Consider the following 16,097-nt stretch of genomic DNA (forward strand, 5'->3'; position numbering starts at 1 on the left):
TAAGATGAAAATTCAGAGAAGAAATAAAGCAAATCCGGAATTCAGTTTAGCAGCGATGACAGATGTTATCCTGTTGATGCTGATCTTCTTTATGATTACCTCTTCTGCGGCCAATCAGAGTGCCATAGAAGTGAATCTGCCGAAAGCCGGAGCGGTTGAAGATAATATTCCTAATCCTGTTATCGTAAGCATTAAGCCTGATGGATCTTACTTTGTGGACGATAACCCTGTAAATAAAGGCGAACTGGAACAGATCATTACCGATAAATTAAATGGACAAACCAATAAGTCTTTCACGATCAGAGCTGATGAAAACACCATGCATAAAGATGTTGTTTTCGTTATGGAAATCGCTGAAAAACATAAATTTAATATTGCAATCGCAACCGTTAAAGATAAGTAACAGACCCGAATTTCGGAAAGAATCAGTATTGTAAGATGAAAAGCTATACAGCAAATAGAAATGAACAGAATAAAGACAGGGTAAAAAGCGCATTGCTTTCTATTCTGATCTGGGCTGCCATTCTGCTTTTTGTTTTTTTATATAAATTAAAGCCTGAGCTGGATAAAGAACCGGAAGTGGTAACTACCATGCTTGTCAATTTCGGGGACAACAGAAACGGAAAAGGAATCGAAGAACCTGCTGAGCAACCGGGAAGCCTAGCTGCTGCTACAGAAGAAGTGACCCCGGAACCTGCAGAAACTCCTGTACCCGAAACAAAGACTGTTGTAAAACCAGAACCGGTACCTACACCAGAGCCAAAGAAAGCAGAAGTGAAGGAGAAGGTAATTACGGGAAACAATTCAAAAAATACAGTTCCTAAAAAAGAGGAATCTAAAAAAGCTGAAAAAAAGGAAGCTACCAGTACAAGTGCTTCTAAAAATACTAAAAAGTCGGGAGCTACTACTGCCAATTCCAAAACAGGCAATGGAGACGGAAAAGGGAATGCAGCCATTGGAAACCTGATCAGAGGTAGAGGAACCAAAGCTGGAAGCCAGGGAACAGGTGAAGGAATCGGAAATGCAGGAGATCCTTTAGGAGGAGATGGAAATGGAGACAGTAAAGTAGGGATCGACAGAAAACTGGTTGGATATATTCCGGGTACCATGGGAAGAGGAGGAGCACAGCCTTCACACAGTTGTACTGCCAGCGGATCTATTACCATTGCTTACACTGTAGATAAAGCCGGAAATGTGGTTTCTGCAAGAAGGGCAGGAGGTACTTCAGACCCTTGTGTAGCTTCTACATCGGTAGCCTGGGTAAAACAATATGTAAAGGCAGAGAAAGCCAGTACATCCTCTACAGGAACTTATAAAATTACCTTCTAAAAATACAAAAGCACTTTATTCAAGTGCTTTTTTTAATTCATTGATTCTGTTGATCACCGGAAGGGCAAAAATTCCGCTGGTCTGAAGATAGAGCTCATAAAATGTTTTGGCTTTATCCTGAAAGTCTTTGTTCTCACCTTCTCTGCTCTTAAAGTAGAAAAGATTCCCAAGCATCTCATAATAATCCTTACGGTCTCTTTCCTGTCTTTCATTGACAATGGCGATCATATCTTCTTTAGTCATTGAGGAAACCTCAGTGAAACTCATTTTGAAAATATCCCGCATCAGCGTGTCAAAATCCAATTCCTTCTGCATTAAACTTTCCTCCGGTTTATCCAGAATCAGTTTTTCTAATGCCTGCGACAATTGTCGAATAAGTCTTAGGGTAAATTCTTTATCTGTAATCATATACTGATGTTTATTTTAATTAAAAGTTTAAATAGTCTTCTGTGCCGGTAAGCTCACTCCATCTGGCAGAAAGGAATTTAGCATAATGAGAAGAAGAAATCCCATAGGTGCCCAGAGAGTGCCCATCATTGACTTCTACCAATAGGGTTTCTCCTTTTTCATTCACTCCGAAATCCAGAGCATAAGCCTGTGGTTGGGAATGAAATGCAGAGATCGCATCCTGAACTGTTTTCAGGTCTATTTTCGTATCCCAGTCTCCTTTATATCTTCTGATGTCCAGAATTTCTTTATAACGGATAAAACACCTCCATTCCGTTTTGAAGTCAACCAGGTCAGAACACCAGATGCTGATGTCGTTTCCCGGATCAATCAACCCGATGAAATCCATTTCGTTTTTGATTACTTTCCCAGCAAAAAGTTTGGTTTCTGTTTGTGGCTTTATGAAGATATTCCAGTTTCTGTTGTGGTATGTTTCATTGATGGTGGAGCTCCAGATTTTTCTTTTCAGGAAAGGGGTCAATTCTTCAGGATAATCAATTTCTTTAGAATTCCGGATGATATTCAGGTTTTGTAACCGCTTTCTGACATTCAAAATGCCACCTACGACAATATGTTCCGGATTTGTATCCGTAATCTCATCGGCATCGGTAAATTTTTGAATTTCAAATCCAAAATTTTTAAAACCTTCATAGGCTATAAAAGCGTTGACATTGTAAAATTCTCCGTTTTGGTCTGTCTGGATGTAAGCTTTCATGGGGTTCAAAAATTATGCAAAAAACAGGTACGCTAATGCAATTGAAGTTATAATACCTACTAAATCAGCCAGAAGCATTGCTACTACTGTATATCTTGTGTTCTTTATGGCTACGGCTCCAAAGTATACCGCAATTACGTAGAAGGTTGTATCTGAGCTTCCCTGAAGAACGGCTGCCAGTTTACCCTGGAAGCTGTCTGCTCCAAAGGTCGCCATTGTGTCTACCATCATTCCTCTTGCTCCGGAACCTGATAAAGGCTTGATCAGTGCTGTAGGAAGTCCGTCCACAAATCTAGGATCAAGGCTCGCTGCATTGGCCACCCATTTCATTCCGTCTATGATCACATCGAAAACCCCTGAAGTTCTTAGCAAAGAAATAGCGATCAGCATTCCAACCAGATAGGGAATAATCTTGACACAGGTGGTGAACCCTTCTTTTGCGCCTTCAATAAAGGCATCAAAAACGTTGATCTTTTTATAAACAGCTCCAAGTACGATGGCGAGGAAAATAAAGAGAATAAGGCCGTTGCTTAATACTTTGCTGAAATCATCAAGTTCATCCTTGCTCAATTGTACAAGATAGACCACCAATAACCCGATAATAGCTGAAATTCCACCTACATAAGCAATAACTACCGGGCGAAGAAGATTGATCTTTTGGTATAAAGAAACAATGATCATGGCCGCCAGAGTAGCCGCAAAAGTAGCAATCATACAAGGCAGGAATATATCAGTAGGAGTTTTGGATCCCATCGAAGCCCTGATGGCAATGATTGATACGGGAATCAGTGTCATTCCTCCGGCGTGGAGGCACAGAAACATGATCTGTGAATTGCTGGCTGTATCTTTATTGGGGTTTAAGGTCTGTAAACTTTCCATGGCTTTCAACCCGAAAGGAGTAGCTGCATTGTCCAGGCCAAGCAAATTGGCACTGAAATTCATCAGCATATGCCCGAATGCCGGGTGGTTTTTAGGAATGTCCGGAAACAGTTTTGAGAAAAAAGGCTGAATGAAACGGCTCAGAAGGTTGATTCCGCCCGCTTTTTCAGCAATACTCATGAATCCCATAAAGAGGGTCATGATTCCAATTAATCCAATACATATCTTTACCGCAGTTTCTGAGGTTCCGATGACACCGTCAGCTTCCTGAACACGGTAAACCTTTACATTCTGTTTTAAAGAATCTGTTTTATAATGAATTCTGCCATCTGCAAAATCATTTTTCTTCATCAGGCTGTCCTTGATAACGGGAGAGAGTGTATTCATAGGTTGAGAGACCACTTTCACTGTATCACCTCCTTTTCCTACCACCATATCATTGAAAATGGTTTTGTAGTTGCTTGATGAAATGTATTTTATACTGGCAATGGCAATGGCAATGATAATGAAAGCCGACCAAATTCTGCTGAGGACCATCTGATTGATTTAATTGTTTAAACTTATCAAAAATACTTTAAACCACAAAAGTCTCAAAAGAATTAAGCATTTAAGTTTTCAAAAACTAATATGATATTGTTGAAATTTGGATTTAAGTTTTTGATAATCATTCTGTTTAACGCTACGCTCGCTAGGATTTTTCTTGAAAGCTTTAAATTTTACGTTCGCAATGGCGTTATCACTTAGCAGAGGGTGCTGATTATATTCTTTTGCTGAATGAAATGTCTTTGCCATCAAAGCTCAGCATCATGTTTGTATAAATTCTTTGCGTATTCCTTGCGTTTGAAAATAGAAAATAACATGTTTTTTCACGCTATGCTCGCTAAGGTTTTTCTTGAAAACTTTAAATTTTACGTTCGCAATGGCGTTATCACTTAGCAGAGGTCGCTGATTGTGGCCTTTTGCTGAATGAAATGCCTTTGTGACCAAAAAATCTGCATTATGTTTGTATAATCTCTTTGCGTATTCCTTGCGTTTGAAATAGAATATACTTAGTCTTCCAGATAAACGAGGTGCCCATCAAAATCGTCATCCAGGTTTCTCAGGACTTTAGCATCTTCCATTTTTTTCACCAATCCATCAACGAAGAAGCTCTTTTCGAAGAATTGACGATGGATTCCGGGTAATAGTTCCATGAAATAATCCATTCCGAATTTGTTGTTATGGAGGTCCATCTTAGTTTCCAGAGGTTGATTGGGAAACAATTCTTCGTGCATGTCGGTCATTCTTTTACAGAAATCCAGTGCTTTTTTGGGGGAAGAGACCTTACAGCAATACATCATGATAAAACAACACCAAAGGGCATGTCTGAAAGCATTTCCTATACCATTATTGGAGGCTGTTTCAGGGAATTTTGTCTGTGCAATAGTAAAAGCCTTTACCGTAGCGTGAAAACTCAATAGGGCAAAAAGAGGATGGGGAAGGAGAAGTGATAAAAGACGCATAATCTTTTTAAAACTCATACTTCTGATGGTGTCGAAAAATATCTTAAAAGTCCTCATAAATAAAAATCTCTCCCTAATTAGAGAGAGATTGTATTGTTTTTGTTACAGATACTATGCTTTTACAGCTAATAAATTTACTGTTTTGGCAACTGTATCCTGAATTTCAGTTCTTTTTACGATGAAATCTACAAATCCTTTTTCCTGTAAGAATTCTGATGTCTGGAATCCTTCCGGTAGATCTCTACCAATAGTTTCACGGATTACTCTTGGTCCTGCAAAACCGATTAGTGCTCCCGGTTCAGCCATAATAATATCCGCAGTCATAGCGAAAGAAGCAGTGATTCCTCCAAAAGTAGGGTCGCAAAGGTAAGCGATATACAAAAGTCCAGCTTCTGAAAGCTGAGCCAATTTAGCCTGTACCTTAGCCAATTGCATCAAAGAGTAAGTTGCTTCCTGCATTCTTGCACCTCCGGACTGACAGATAATCATATACGGAAGTTTGTGCTTGATACAGTAGTCTACTGCTCTTCTGATCTTTTCACCCATTACAGAACCTAAAGATCCACCAATGAAAGCAAAGTCCATACAAGAAACCACCATTTCAGTTCCTTTTACAGTTCCTACAGCATTTCTGATAGAATCTGTAAGCTTGGTCTTAGCTTTTACTTCTTTTAAACGGTCTTTATAAGGTTTTGTATCTTTAAAGTTTAAGATGTCAATACTTTCCACATTGGCATCCAGTTCGGTAAATTTACCGCCGTCAAAAAGGATGTCAAAAAATTCCGCACTTCCTATTCTTACATGAAATCCGTCTTCAGGAGAAACGTAGTTATTCCTCTTTAGTTCATCATGTTCCACAACTTTTCCTGATGGAGTCTGATGCCATAGGCCTTTGGGAACGTCCTTTTTTTCATCAGTAGAGGTGGTAATGTTTTTTGCTTTTCTTTTAAACCAGTCGAATGCCATTTATGAAATTTTATTTTAAATTTTGGATCTTGAATCTTAGATTTTGGATGTCAGAATCCGGTACAAACCGATAATTCAAAATCCAAAATTTATCATTCAAAATTTATTTAAGTGTATTTACGTTATTTAAATCTTCAAATGCCTGAACTAATCTTGTAGAGAAAGTTTCCTCACCTTTTCTTACCCAAACTCTCGGGTCGTAGAATTTCTTGTTAGGTTTTTCTTCTCCTTCAGGGTTACCGATCTGAGCTCTTAAATAATCGATATTGTTTACCATATAATCTCTAACGCCTTCTGTGTATGCAAACTGAAGGTCAGTATCGATATTCATTTTGATTACTCCGTAGTCGATTGCTTCTCTGATTTCTTCTAACGTAGACCCTGAACCTCCGTGGAATACGAAGTTGATCGGCTTATCAGCAGTTCCGAATTTCTCCTGAACGTATTTCTGAGAGTTGTCAAGGATTTTTGGTGTAAGAACCACGTTTCCTGGCTTGTAAACTCCGTGTACGTTACCAAATGCAGCTGCAATAGTAAAGTTGTCAGAAATTGCTTTTAATTTTTCGTAGGTATAAGCTACATCTTCAGGCTGAGTATATAGTTTAGAGTTATCAACATCTGAGTTGTCAACACCATCTTCTTCACCACCGGTTACCCCGATTTCTACTTCAAGAGTCATCTGAAGTTTTGCCATTCTTTCGAAATATTGAGCTGAAATCTCAAGGTTTTCTTCTAAAGATTCTTCAGAAAGGTCCAGCATGTGAGAAGAGTAAAGAGATTTTCCTGTCTGCTTGAAGAATTCTTCGTTAGCATCCATCAATCCGTCGATCCAAGGAAGTAATTTCTTAGCACAGTGGTCTGTGTGTAAAATTACAGTTGCTCCGTATGCTTCAGCAAGCGTGTGAATGTGTTTCGCACCTGCGATAGCACCTAAGATTGCAGACTTCTGTCCGTCATTGCTTAATCCTTTCCCTGCGTTGAAAGCAGCTCCACCATTTGAAAACTGGATAATTACAGGAGAATTCAGTTTCGCTGCAGTTTCCATTGTAGCGTTTACGTTGCTTGATCCAATTACATTTACTGCAGGTAATGCAAATTTGTTTTCTTTAGCATACTGAAATATATCAGTAACTAACTGACCTGTGGCAACTCCTGCCGGAAAAATTCTGCTCATGTTTTACTTTTTATTATAAATTTATTAGGTGTTTTAATTTCGTGTAAAGGTAATCATTTTTAAGAAATTACTAATTTCTTTTGTCTCGTCCCCAAAGTAGCTTCTGACGGATGGTTTCGTAAAAGCTCAGACTGTTGGGTTGTACCAGAAGAAGCTGGAAAGATGCCTTTCTGATGATGATTTCCTTGTCTGTTTCGATATGGATCAATCGGGAGTCTAAAGAAAGGGAGTATTGTGGTACACGGCTTTCCACTCTGAATTTTATTTCCACTTTATCATTCACTACCAAAGGTCTCACGTTCAGATTGTGAGGAGCAATAGGAGTGATTACAAAATTTTCGTTGTTCGGAGAAATGATGGGTCCGCCACAGCTCAGAGAGTAAGCGGTAGAACCGGTGGGAGTGGAGATAATAACTCCGTCACCCCAGAATACGTTCAGAAACTCATCATTGATATAAGAATCTACAGTAATCATGGAGGTTGTCTCTTTTCTGGAAACCGTAACGTCATTCAATGCATAGGGGAAAAACCCTTCCAACTTTGGAGATACCACTTCTATTACAGAACGGCGGCTCGTTTTTACATCTCCTTTTAAAATAGAATCAAGTTCCTTGAATGCTTCTTCTTTAGTAAAGAACGCCAGGAATCCTAATCTTCCTGTATTGACTCCTACTACGGGAATCTCAAGATCTTCGATAAAGGTTAAAGAATTTACGATCGTTCCGTCCCCACCAAAGGTGAAGAACAGATCTACTTCTTTATCCAGAAGGTCCTGTTTGCTGTTGAAGGTCTCAAATATTTTTGAAAACTGAAGCGCTTCGGCCATTTCATCATACAGAACAGATTTTACACCTCTGGTTTCAAGTTCAGAGATAAACTTGCTTAAATATAAAAAAGTATCAAGATCCTTTTTCTGTGAATATATGGCTGCCTTCATGTTATATTTCTATGAATTTTTGGAAAAAACCGAATCGGTCTTTAAACAGATCGCTTTTCTCATCAGAATAGTATTTTTCTACAATTCTGTAATCGTACCGATCAAAAGTGGAGTCTATCGAAGCCAGATTTTCGTTGCTGATTTTGATGGTAATATGAATCACCTCATCAGACATAAAGCTTATGAAGCCTCCATAAAATTTTGAGTTGTTGCTTTCTACAATATTTGCAATCTCCGTCATCGAGTATTTTCGGGCAGGCGTTTCTATCGTAAGGATAGCGCCTGTTTCTGAAAATAAGGGGTAGCGTGACAGATCCTGAAAAATATCTTCACAGGTGATATACCCAAGATATTTCTCATTTTTGTTGATCACTGGGATCACATTGGAACTGAACGTATAAAACAGACGGATACTGTCCATAATATTGTTGTCTTCCAGAATAGCAAAACGTTCGATCTGATGTTCAAGGTCCTTCAACGTTCCACCATCTTCTTCATAAAGAAAGTCTTTGGCAAGTGCGCCATAGAAATGATGGGATTTTTTGATGAAAATATGGGAATATCCAAAGTCCTCAATTATATTTCTGGCTGATTCTATGGAATCAGACAGGCTAAAACATGGGAAATCTTTTGAGATATAGTCCTTGATAAACATTGTGCTAATTTATAAAAAATTAAATGAAACTTTTTCTGAAAACCACACTTTTTTTGAACTCAAATAAAAAAAGTGATCTTAAAATTTGTTTGTAAGGAAAAAAAAGGTACCTTTGTCGCCTTTCATTTTTACTTTTTATTAGATTTATTTCAAACTGCACTGTCTGTTAACGACATATGCAGTTTTTTTATTTTAGGGCTTTTGCAAATTCCCACATCACAATTCCGCCGCATACACTTACATTCAGAGAATGCTTGGTTCCAAGCTGTGGAATTTCCAGGAATACATCAATATTCGGCAGAACTTCATCACTGATTCCTTCTACTTCGTTGCCTAATATTAAAGCATATTTTTTTGAACGGTCAATTGAGAAATCAGTAATAAGCTGGCTGTCGGTGGTCTGCTCAATTCCTATAATTTCATATTCTTTACTTTTCAGATCTGCAATAGCATTGTTGGTTTCCTCTTCATGAGCCCAGTCTACACTTTCCGTAGCGCCCAATGCCGCTTTGTGTATTTCACGGTGAGGAGGTTGTGGGGTAATCCCGCAAAGGATTATTTTTTCAATCAGAAAAGCATCTGCCGTTCTGAATGCTGCACCTACATTGTGCATGCTTCTGATATTGTCTAAAATGATGACTAATGGAATTTTTTCAGTCTGCTTAAATGTTTCTACATCTATCCTGTTCAGTTCTTCCAGTTTTAGTTTCTGTACCAATTGTATTATTTTGTTGAGATTAATTTTCCGTCTTTGTAGACCTCTGTTTTTTCTATGCTTCCGTCTTCACGGTAATGAACTCTTGTTCCGTTCCATTTGTCATTGGCAAATTCCGTTTCACGCTGTACTTTTCCTGATGGGTAAAGTGCTTTCCATTTCCCGGTAGCAACTCCATTTTCATACTGACCCATCTGCTTTACAGATTTTCCGTCCTCATGAAATGTCTTGGTCTCGCCATGCAATTTATCAAATTTATAATTGGAAATCTCAGTTATCTTTCCGGCAGGAGAGTAAAAGGTGGCGGTAAGACTATTGTCATAGACATTTTTTTCACCGTTTCTGAAAGCTTCTTTAGAGGTAAGGACTCCGTTTTTATCATAATAAGCCCATTCTTTCACTTTGAATCCTTTCTTATATTCTCCTTTTGACTGTACTTTTCCATTATCATAATAAAAAACAGCGTCTCCGTCCCATTTTCCTTTTTTCCATTCCACTACATTTTTTACCTGGCCGTTATCATAAAACTCTTTACATGCACCTTCCTGCAGTCCATCCTTAAATCCACAAGGTTTTTGCGCCCAAACTAAGGAAGAAGCTGAAATAAATAATAGAAAAATGTATTTCATAGCTGTTTTTATTTCAAAAATAGTAAAATACTTATATTTGATTCAAAAATATACTATGAAAAAAATATTCACTTTTTTGATACTCATGCTTGCTTTTATGTATATGGAGGCTCAGAACACCTATTATCCACAGGTTTTTTTCGATAAAAAACTGGCCAGAGAGAGGCTAGGATTCGGAAATTCCACGATTGAGGGAGTCGCTTCAACAAAACAAAAGACTTCTCTGGGAATAAAACCCTTACTCGGAGAGCGGCATTATGCAAAAGAAGGTACTGTAGTGATGCTTTTTCCGGTAACTCCTTACTTCGAGGAGTTTTACGATATGAGAAAGAAATATGAAAACAAAAAAACGACAGTCTATATGTCTGAGGAAGCTTTTAAATACAGAGTGGAAGCATTAACGGATAACCGTGGCAGATTTAAGTTTGAAAAATTAAAGCCAGGGAAATATTATCTTGAAACCATTGTAAACTTTACGGCAACGGCAAGCTATCAAAAGCAGACCGGAACTTCAGATGCCTATAACGGCTATGGAAACTATCTGTATTCTACTCCTATATACAATACATTTTTCTATGGCTATGATGCTGCGAATAGAGAAAGTAAGTTTGTAGAAATCAAACAGGACGGAGAATTAAAAGAAATCAAGCTTTAGAAGCTTGATTTTTTATTTTCTGTTCATAATCTGATGCACGTTTTTCTCAATGTTCTGAGCTAATGTCTCCATTGGAATGTCATTTTCATCATTGTTGAACGGGTCTTCAATTTCTTCAGCAATCAGTTCAAGGCTCATCAGTACATAATATACAAAAACGGTAAGCGGAATCATAAAAAGGCCAATCGTAATAACATAAGCGATAGGAAGGGCAAAAACATAGAGAATGATAAATTTCTTGATGAAGGATGAATAGGAATAAGGAATGGGTGTGTTTTTAATTCTCTCACATCCTCCACATACATCCAGGAACCCGGAAAGCTGAGTATCTAAGTACAGCATTTCGATTTCTGAGATCTTGCCTTCTTTTTTAAGCATATTCAGTTTATGATTCAAAAGGATGATCATTTCACTTGGCCCATGATTGGTCAGTGATTTTTCAATTTCAGAATAATCTTCATCCAATGCCAGTCTTGTAGATTCTTTAGAAAGATGTTTGGCTAAAAAGTGTGGGAAAAATTTTAAATATCTGGCAATCTGTTCTGCATCCTGGCGGTTGTCTCCAAGGATTGTATTGATCTTGATCGCAAAGTTTCTGGTATCATTCACCAGTTTTCCCCAAAGCTTTCGGCCTTCCCACCATCTGTCATAGGCTGTATTGGTCCTGAAAACCAAAAGAAGGGAAAGAACAAATCCCAATAAAGAATGGATCATTCCTACATTGCTGATTCCTGACTTTGAAGTGAGGTGAAGGTATTCTACTTCTAAATATTGAATTCCCCATGAATATAATCCCACCAAAAGCATACTTGGAAAAAGAATTTTTAAGGTATCGCTTTTGTGTAAGCTGAAAAGGATTTTAAGGAAATGTTTGGTATTGTAGACTCTCATAAATTCGCTTATTACTACAAATATAAATTTTTCAGAATAAAGTTGGAAGTCTGAAGCCTGAAGAGGAAGTTATCGAAGCTGAAGGGTAAATTTAGGCTTTCCATTAAAATTTTTTGTAGAATGATGCATAGGGGTTTACAGACAGATAGTAACTTCCAGCATCTCTCTTCCATCTTCCAGCCTTTTATCTTAATTTTCTCAATTTTCAAAAAAACACTATTTTTATTTCGCCTTAAATACAAAATACATGATCCTCGAAAACGTAGATGTTGTCAATGACATCAGTAAAGATGATTTTCAGAAGAATTATTTCAAGAAGCAAAAACCTCTTTTGATTAAGAATTTTGCCAGTCGCTGGGATGCTTTTGACCAATGGAATCTGGCTTATATCCGTGAAAAAGCGGGAGATCAGGAAGTGCCGTTGTATGATAATAAGCCTGCTGATGCAGCAAAAAGTTCTGATGCTCCCGTGACGCATATGAAAATGAAGGATTATATTGATACGATAAAATCTAGACCTTCTGATCTGCGTATTTTTTTCTATATCATTACAGACAGACTTCCGGAATTGCTGAAAAACTTTACCTATCCTGATCTGGGAATAAAATTTTTTAAAAGGCTTCCAACCTTATTCTTCGGAGGAAGTGAAGCCCATGTATTGATGCATTACGATGTAGATCTGGGTGATTTTATGCATATTCATTTTGAAGGAAAGAAGAGAATCCTGTTGTTTGATCAGAAGCAGTCTCCTTTTTTATATAAAGTTCCGTTATCGGTTCATACCATTTATGATGTGGATTATGAAAATCCGGATTATGAAAAATTTCCTGCCTTGAAATATGCCAAAGGATATGAGATTTTCATGGAACATGGCGATGCTCTGTTTATTCCGGGCGCATTCTGGCATTTCAACCGCTATTTAGAGCCTGGATTTTCTCTTTCACTGAGAGCGCTTCCCAATAAACCGAATGTTTTTGCGAATATGCTGTATCATGTATTCATTATGAGATATACCGATAAGCTGATGCGTAAACTTTTTAAAGCTAAGTGGGTGAATTACAAGCAGAAGTGGGCGCATGAGAAAAGCTCCGAGGCATTGGAAAAACATTTGAGAACAAGGTAAAATGGAAGATGGGAGCGGGAAGATGGAAGTTATTTTTGCCGAAAATCAATTTAATCCATTTCTAAAAAAGATTTGATCCTTATATTCAATATTGTGTCGTTGCCATTGACTACGTCGAATCTTCGATTTCTGACAAAGGAAGAATCTCTTATATGCTTATATAGGTAGAGAAGTCTTCTGCCAAATAGTCACTTCCAGCTTCATTCCTCTAGCTTCCAGCCTTAAAATGTATTCTATCTATTAATCAGTCCGAAGATTGTCGCATCCACAAATTTTCCCTTTTCAAAAAAGTAATCTTTTAATGTTCCTTCTTTGCTGAATTGTAAAGACGTTAAAAGCTTTTCAGAAGAGATATTGGATGGATCAATGAAAGCGTCTATCCGGTGCAGTCTCATGGTTTCAAAACCATATGTCAGGATGGGAAGTACTGCTTCCTTCATATAGGCCTGCCTCCAGAAAAGAGGATTGAGTTCATAACCTATTTCTGCCCTGAAGTGTTCCCTGTACCAGTTATGATAACCACATGTGCCGATCACTTTTTTTTCGGATTTTAATTCCAGGGCCCAGCGGAATCCTTTTCCTTTTTCAAACTCATTGTTGAAGTGCTGAATGATCTTTTGCGAATCCGCCAATGTTTTAAAGGGGGCAAGATCATAATATTCCATCACCTGCTCCTGAGAAAAATATTCGAACAGGTCTTCAGTGTCATTAAGGGTAAGCTTCCGTAAAATAAGTCTTTCAGTCTCTAAAACAGGAAATTCCATGGATGATGTGATTTTATGGTGAAAATACGATTAATTACTGATAAGGAAAAGACTATTCAAGATAAACCATCAAACAATTCACTCGCCCTGAATTTATTTTTTTAAATTTGGGGCTCATTTTTTACTATGGCGAAATCGAAGAAGGAAACTCCGTTAATGACTCAGTACAATACCATCAAGGGAAAATACCCTGATGCACTTTTACTTTTCAGAGTAGGGGATTTTTATGAAACTTTTGGGCAGGATGCTGTGAAGACATCCCAGATTCTGGGTATTGTTCTTACCAAAAGAAATAACGGGGAAGGGAGTGTAGAACTGGCAGGTTTTCCGCATCATTCCATAGATTCCTATCTTCCGAAACTGGTAAGAGCAGGAATGAGGGTCGCTATCTGTGATCAGCTGGAAGACCCGAAAATGGTGAAGGGAATTGTAAAAAGAGGCGTGACAGAACTGGTTACCCCCGGAGTTACTTTCAATGATCAGGTATTAAATTCAAAAAAGAATAATTTCCTGCTTTCTTTACACAAAGAAAAGGAGAAATACGGAATTGCTCTGGTTGATATTTCCACCGGAGAATTTCTGGTAAGTGAGGGAAATCTGGAGAAACTGTTACATATTGTGAATACTTTCGATCCGAGTGAGATCATTTTCCAGCGAAGTGTACAGATTCCGGAACAGTTTAAAAATAAAAATGCTTTTAAGCTTGAAGACTGGGCTTTCCAGTATAATTTTGCCTACGAAAAATTAACCAATCATTTTAAAACCAACTCTTTAAAAGGGTTTGGGGTTGAGAACCTTCCTTTAGCTATTACCGCAGCAGGAGCCATTTTTGCTTACCTGGTAGAAGATACACATCATAATTTACTTTCTCATATTACCAGGCTTCAGGTTATTCCGCAGGAAGATTACCTGATGATGGATAATTTTACCCTGAGGAATCTGGAAATCGTTTATCCAAGCAATCCACAAGGGAAATCACTGCTGGATATTATTGATAAGACTTCTACACCGATGGGGGGAAGATTATTGAGAAGAAGAATTATTCTTCCTTTGAAATCAGTAGATGAAATCATGAGAAGACTTTCCCTGATTGATTTCCTGAATGAAAATGATCAGCTGAAATACGAAATTGCACAACTGCTGAAATCCATTTCAGATTTAGACCGATTGATGGGAAAACTGGCTGCAGAAAAAATTTCACCAAAAGAATTGGGGTATCTGCGTCAAAGTTTGATTAATATTCATAAGATCAAAGCGTTATTGCATGCTCATGCAGATGTGCTGGCGTGGCTGGAACCATTATTTGACCTTGAAGAACTGATCAAATTCCTGCAAAATTACCTGAATGAAGAACTTCCGGTAAGTATTGCCAAAGGAAATGTGATCAAAGAAGGGGTTTCTGAAGAACTGGACAGACTGAGAAATTTACAAAGCAAAGGCCGTGGATTTCTGGATGAAATGTGCCAGAGAGAAATTGAAAGAACAGGTATTACAAGTCTTAAAATCGATTTTAATAACGTTTTCGGATATTATATCGAGGTTAGGAATACGCATAAAGATAAAGTTCCTGATGACTGGGTAAGAAAGCAGACCTTAGTCAATGCGGAAAGATATATTACTGAAGAACTTAAGGAATATGAAAACCAGATTCTGGGTGCGGAAGAAAAAATAGGAGTACTGGAAACTTCGCTGTACAGAAATGTATGTGCGGAGACAATGGTTTATATTGACCAGATTCAGGGGAATTCCAACATTATTGCCCAGCTTGATGTGGCTGCCGGACTATCCGAATTGGCCGTTTCAGAAAGCTATACAAAACCGATTTTGAATGACGGATATGCAATCGACTTAAAAGAGGCCAGACACCCGATCATTGAAAATGCTCTTCCATTGGGAGAAAAATATATTCCGAATGATATTTTCCTGGATAAAGATTCTCAACAGATCATCATGGTAACCGGGCCAAACATGGCCGGTAAATCAGCAATCCTGCGTCAGACAGCTATTGTGTGTCTATTGGCTCAGATCGGAAGCTTTGTGCCTGCCAAACATGCCGAAATAGGGATGTTGGATAAGATCTTTACAAGGGTAGGAGCTACTGATAATATTTCAGCAGGTGAATCCACTTTCATGGTTGAAATGAATGAAGCTGCCAATATTCTGAATAATATTTCGGAACGAAGCCTTATCTTATTGGACGAAATTGGACGTGGAACTTCTACGTACGACGGGGTTTCCATTGCATGGGCAATTGCAGAATACCTGCATCAACACCCTACACAGTCGAAAACGCTATTTGCTACGCATTACCATGAGTTGAATGAGATGACGGTAAATTTTGAAAGGGTGAAGAATTTCCACGTATCCATTCAGGAGAACAAAGGAAATATTATATTCCTGAGAAAACTGGTTCCCGGAGGAAGTGAGCACAGCTTCGGTATTCATGTGGCAAAACTGGCCGGAATGCCTGCAAAAGTGGTCAACAGGGCGAATGAGATCCTTAAAACACTTGAAGCCAGCAGAACCCAGGGAAGCAGCTCATCCGAAAGCATCAAAAGAGTGACGGAAGAAAATATGCAGCTCTCTTTCTTCCAGCTGGATGATCCTGTTCTGGAGAATATCCGTGAGGAATTGACCAAGATCGATATTAATACTTTGACACCGATTGAAGCTTTAATGAAGCTCAACGCCATAAAAAAAATGATTGGAGGTTAAT

Annotated in this window: 17 protein-coding genes; 5 read left to right on the top strand and 12 right to left on the bottom strand. The window is 38.2% G+C overall.

Annotation, left to right across the window (positions count from 1 at the left end; all coding sequences use genetic code 11):
* The first annotated feature begins 4 nt into the window (after window positions 1-4).
* Together AC106K_RS21625 and AC106K_RS21630 are read left to right on the top strand one after the other, a co-directional pair.
* Window positions 5-403, top strand: coding sequence for an ExbD/TolR family protein (locus AC106K_RS21625; RefSeq protein ID WP_047095049.1), 399 nt, complete (start codon window positions 5-7; stop codon window positions 401-403).
* A 35-nt stretch (window positions 404-438) separates the two neighbouring features.
* Window positions 439-1,329: a ferric siderophore ABC transporter substrate-binding protein gene (locus AC106K_RS21630; RefSeq protein WP_482447512.1), complete on the top strand. Its 891-nt coding sequence runs from the start codon at window positions 439-441 to the stop codon at window positions 1,327-1,329.
* A gap of 15 nt (window positions 1,330-1,344) precedes the next feature.
* On the opposite strand, the gene AC106K_RS21635 is transcribed toward AC106K_RS21630, so the two are convergent.
* From AC106K_RS21635 to AC106K_RS21680, 10 genes are all read right to left on the bottom strand, one after another.
* Window positions 1,345-1,737: a hypothetical protein gene (locus AC106K_RS21635; RefSeq protein ID WP_482447513.1), complete on the bottom strand. Its 393-nt coding sequence runs from the start codon at window positions 1,735-1,737 to the stop codon at window positions 1,345-1,347.
* A gap of 19 nt (window positions 1,738-1,756) precedes the next feature.
* The gene (locus AC106K_RS21640; RefSeq protein WP_482447514.1) at window positions 1,757-2,491 is read right to left on the bottom strand and encodes an ATP-grasp domain-containing protein; all 735 of its coding nucleotides are present in this window, start codon (window positions 2,489-2,491) and stop codon (window positions 1,757-1,759) included.
* A 12-nt stretch (window positions 2,492-2,503) separates the two neighbouring features.
* Entirely contained in the window at window positions 2,504-3,907 is a 1,404-nt protein-coding gene (locus tag AC106K_RS21645) for a nucleoside recognition domain-containing protein (protein WP_482447515.1), read from the bottom strand.
* Window positions 3,908-4,419: 512 nt separating this feature from the next.
* Window positions 4,420-4,929 (bottom strand): DUF6973 domain-containing protein, encoded by a 510-nt coding sequence (locus tag AC106K_RS21650; RefSeq protein ID WP_482447516.1) that lies wholly within the window; start codon window positions 4,927-4,929, stop codon window positions 4,420-4,422.
* Window positions 4,930-4,983: 54 nt separating this feature from the next.
* The gene (gene accD / locus AC106K_RS21655; protein ID WP_047095043.1) at window positions 4,984-5,838 is read right to left on the bottom strand and encodes an acetyl-CoA carboxylase, carboxyltransferase subunit beta; all 855 of its coding nucleotides are present in this window, start codon (window positions 5,836-5,838) and stop codon (window positions 4,984-4,986) included.
* Window positions 5,839-5,941: 103 nt separating this feature from the next.
* Window positions 5,942-7,012, bottom strand: a complete 1,071-nt coding sequence (gene fbaA / locus AC106K_RS21660) for a class II fructose-bisphosphate aldolase (RefSeq protein ID WP_482447518.1) — start codon at window positions 7,010-7,012, stop codon at window positions 5,942-5,944.
* 70 nt (window positions 7,013-7,082) lie between these two features.
* A complete protein-coding gene (locus AC106K_RS21665) occupies window positions 7,083-7,949 on the bottom strand; it encodes an NAD kinase (RefSeq protein WP_047095041.1) in 867 nt (288 codons plus the stop codon).
* A 1-nt stretch (window position 7,950) separates the two neighbouring features.
* A complete protein-coding gene (locus AC106K_RS21670) occupies window positions 7,951-8,604 on the bottom strand; it encodes a CBS domain-containing protein (protein ID WP_482447520.1) in 654 nt (217 codons plus the stop codon).
* 187 nt (window positions 8,605-8,791) lie between these two features.
* Window positions 8,792-9,322, bottom strand: a complete 531-nt coding sequence (locus AC106K_RS21675) for an RNA methyltransferase (protein WP_482447521.1) — start codon at window positions 9,320-9,322, stop codon at window positions 8,792-8,794.
* A gap of 5 nt (window positions 9,323-9,327) precedes the next feature.
* Window positions 9,328-9,948 (bottom strand): toxin-antitoxin system YwqK family antitoxin, encoded by a 621-nt coding sequence (locus tag AC106K_RS21680; RefSeq protein WP_482447522.1) that lies wholly within the window; start codon window positions 9,946-9,948, stop codon window positions 9,328-9,330.
* 55 nt (window positions 9,949-10,003) lie between these two features.
* Between AC106K_RS21680 and AC106K_RS21685 the strand changes: the two genes are divergently transcribed.
* The gene (locus tag AC106K_RS21685; RefSeq protein WP_482447523.1) at window positions 10,004-10,603 is read left to right on the top strand and encodes a hypothetical protein; all 600 of its coding nucleotides are present in this window, start codon (window positions 10,004-10,006) and stop codon (window positions 10,601-10,603) included.
* A 12-nt stretch (window positions 10,604-10,615) separates the two neighbouring features.
* Here the strand turns inward: AC106K_RS21685 and AC106K_RS21690 are convergent, their stop codons facing one another.
* Window positions 10,616-11,494, bottom strand: coding sequence for a bestrophin family protein (locus tag AC106K_RS21690; protein ID WP_482447524.1), 879 nt, complete (start codon window positions 11,492-11,494; stop codon window positions 10,616-10,618).
* Window positions 11,495-11,741: 247 nt separating this feature from the next.
* Here AC106K_RS21690 and AC106K_RS21695 point away from each other — a divergent pair, with 247 nt between their 5' ends.
* Window positions 11,742-12,617 (top strand): cupin-like domain-containing protein, encoded by an 876-nt coding sequence (locus tag AC106K_RS21695; protein ID WP_482447525.1) that lies wholly within the window; start codon window positions 11,742-11,744, stop codon window positions 12,615-12,617.
* Between the two features lie 233 nt (window positions 12,618-12,850).
* Here the strand turns inward: AC106K_RS21695 and AC106K_RS21700 are convergent, their stop codons facing one another.
* Window positions 12,851-13,381, bottom strand: a complete 531-nt coding sequence (locus AC106K_RS21700) for a GNAT family N-acetyltransferase (protein ID WP_482447526.1) — start codon at window positions 13,379-13,381, stop codon at window positions 12,851-12,853.
* Between the two features lie 126 nt (window positions 13,382-13,507).
* Between AC106K_RS21700 and mutS the strand changes: the two genes are divergently transcribed.
* Window positions 13,508-16,096 (top strand): DNA mismatch repair protein MutS, encoded by a 2,589-nt coding sequence (gene mutS / locus AC106K_RS21705; protein WP_482447527.1) that lies wholly within the window; start codon window positions 13,508-13,510, stop codon window positions 16,094-16,096.
* Window position 16,097 lies beyond the last annotated feature (1 nt).

The sequence above is a fragment of the Chryseobacterium sp. FR048 genome (genome assembly GCF_056844665.1).

What these genes read in the sequence shown, in the direction of transcription:
- AC106K_RS21630 (WP_482447512.1), top strand. Translation starts at nt 439, where the DNA reads ATGAAAAGCTATACAGCAAATAGAAATGAACAGAATAAAGACAGGGTA.
- AC106K_RS21635 (WP_482447513.1), bottom strand. Translation starts at nt 1,737, where the DNA reads ATGATTACAGATAAAGAATTTACCCTAAGACTTATTCGACAATTGTCG.
- accD (WP_047095043.1), bottom strand. Translation starts at nt 5,838, where the DNA reads ATGGCATTCGACTGGTTTAAAAGAAAAGCAAAAAACATTACCACCTCT.
- AC106K_RS21680 (WP_482447522.1), bottom strand. Translation starts at nt 9,948, where the DNA reads ATGAAATACATTTTTCTATTATTTATTTCAGCTTCTTCCTTAGTTTGG.
- AC106K_RS21700 (WP_482447526.1), bottom strand. Translation starts at nt 13,381, where the DNA reads ATGGAATTTCCTGTTTTAGAGACTGAAAGACTTATTTTACGGAAGCTT.
- AC106K_RS21690 (WP_482447524.1), bottom strand. Translation starts at nt 11,494, where the DNA reads ATGAGAGTCTACAATACCAAACATTTCCTTAAAATCCTTTTCAGCTTA.
- AC106K_RS21645 (WP_482447515.1), bottom strand. Translation starts at nt 3,907, where the DNA reads ATGGTCCTCAGCAGAATTTGGTCGGCTTTCATTATCATTGCCATTGCC.
- AC106K_RS21625 (WP_047095049.1), top strand. Translation starts at nt 5, where the DNA reads ATGAAAATTCAGAGAAGAAATAAAGCAAATCCGGAATTCAGTTTAGCA.
- AC106K_RS21695 (WP_482447525.1), top strand. Translation starts at nt 11,742, where the DNA reads ATGATCCTCGAAAACGTAGATGTTGTCAATGACATCAGTAAAGATGAT.
- AC106K_RS21685 (WP_482447523.1), top strand. Translation starts at nt 10,004, where the DNA reads ATGAAAAAAATATTCACTTTTTTGATACTCATGCTTGCTTTTATGTAT.
- fbaA (WP_482447518.1), bottom strand. Translation starts at nt 7,012, where the DNA reads ATGAGCAGAATTTTTCCGGCAGGAGTTGCCACAGGTCAGTTAGTTACT.
- AC106K_RS21670 (WP_482447520.1), bottom strand. Translation starts at nt 8,604, where the DNA reads ATGTTTATCAAGGACTATATCTCAAAAGATTTCCCATGTTTTAGCCTG.
- AC106K_RS21665 (WP_047095041.1), bottom strand. Translation starts at nt 7,949, where the DNA reads ATGAAGGCAGCCATATATTCACAGAAAAAGGATCTTGATACTTTTTTA.
- AC106K_RS21650 (WP_482447516.1), bottom strand. Translation starts at nt 4,929, where the DNA reads ATGAGGACTTTTAAGATATTTTTCGACACCATCAGAAGTATGAGTTTT.
- AC106K_RS21640 (WP_482447514.1), bottom strand. Translation starts at nt 2,491, where the DNA reads ATGAAAGCTTACATCCAGACAGACCAAAACGGAGAATTTTACAATGTC.
- mutS (WP_482447527.1), top strand. Translation starts at nt 13,508, where the DNA reads ATGGCGAAATCGAAGAAGGAAACTCCGTTAATGACTCAGTACAATACC.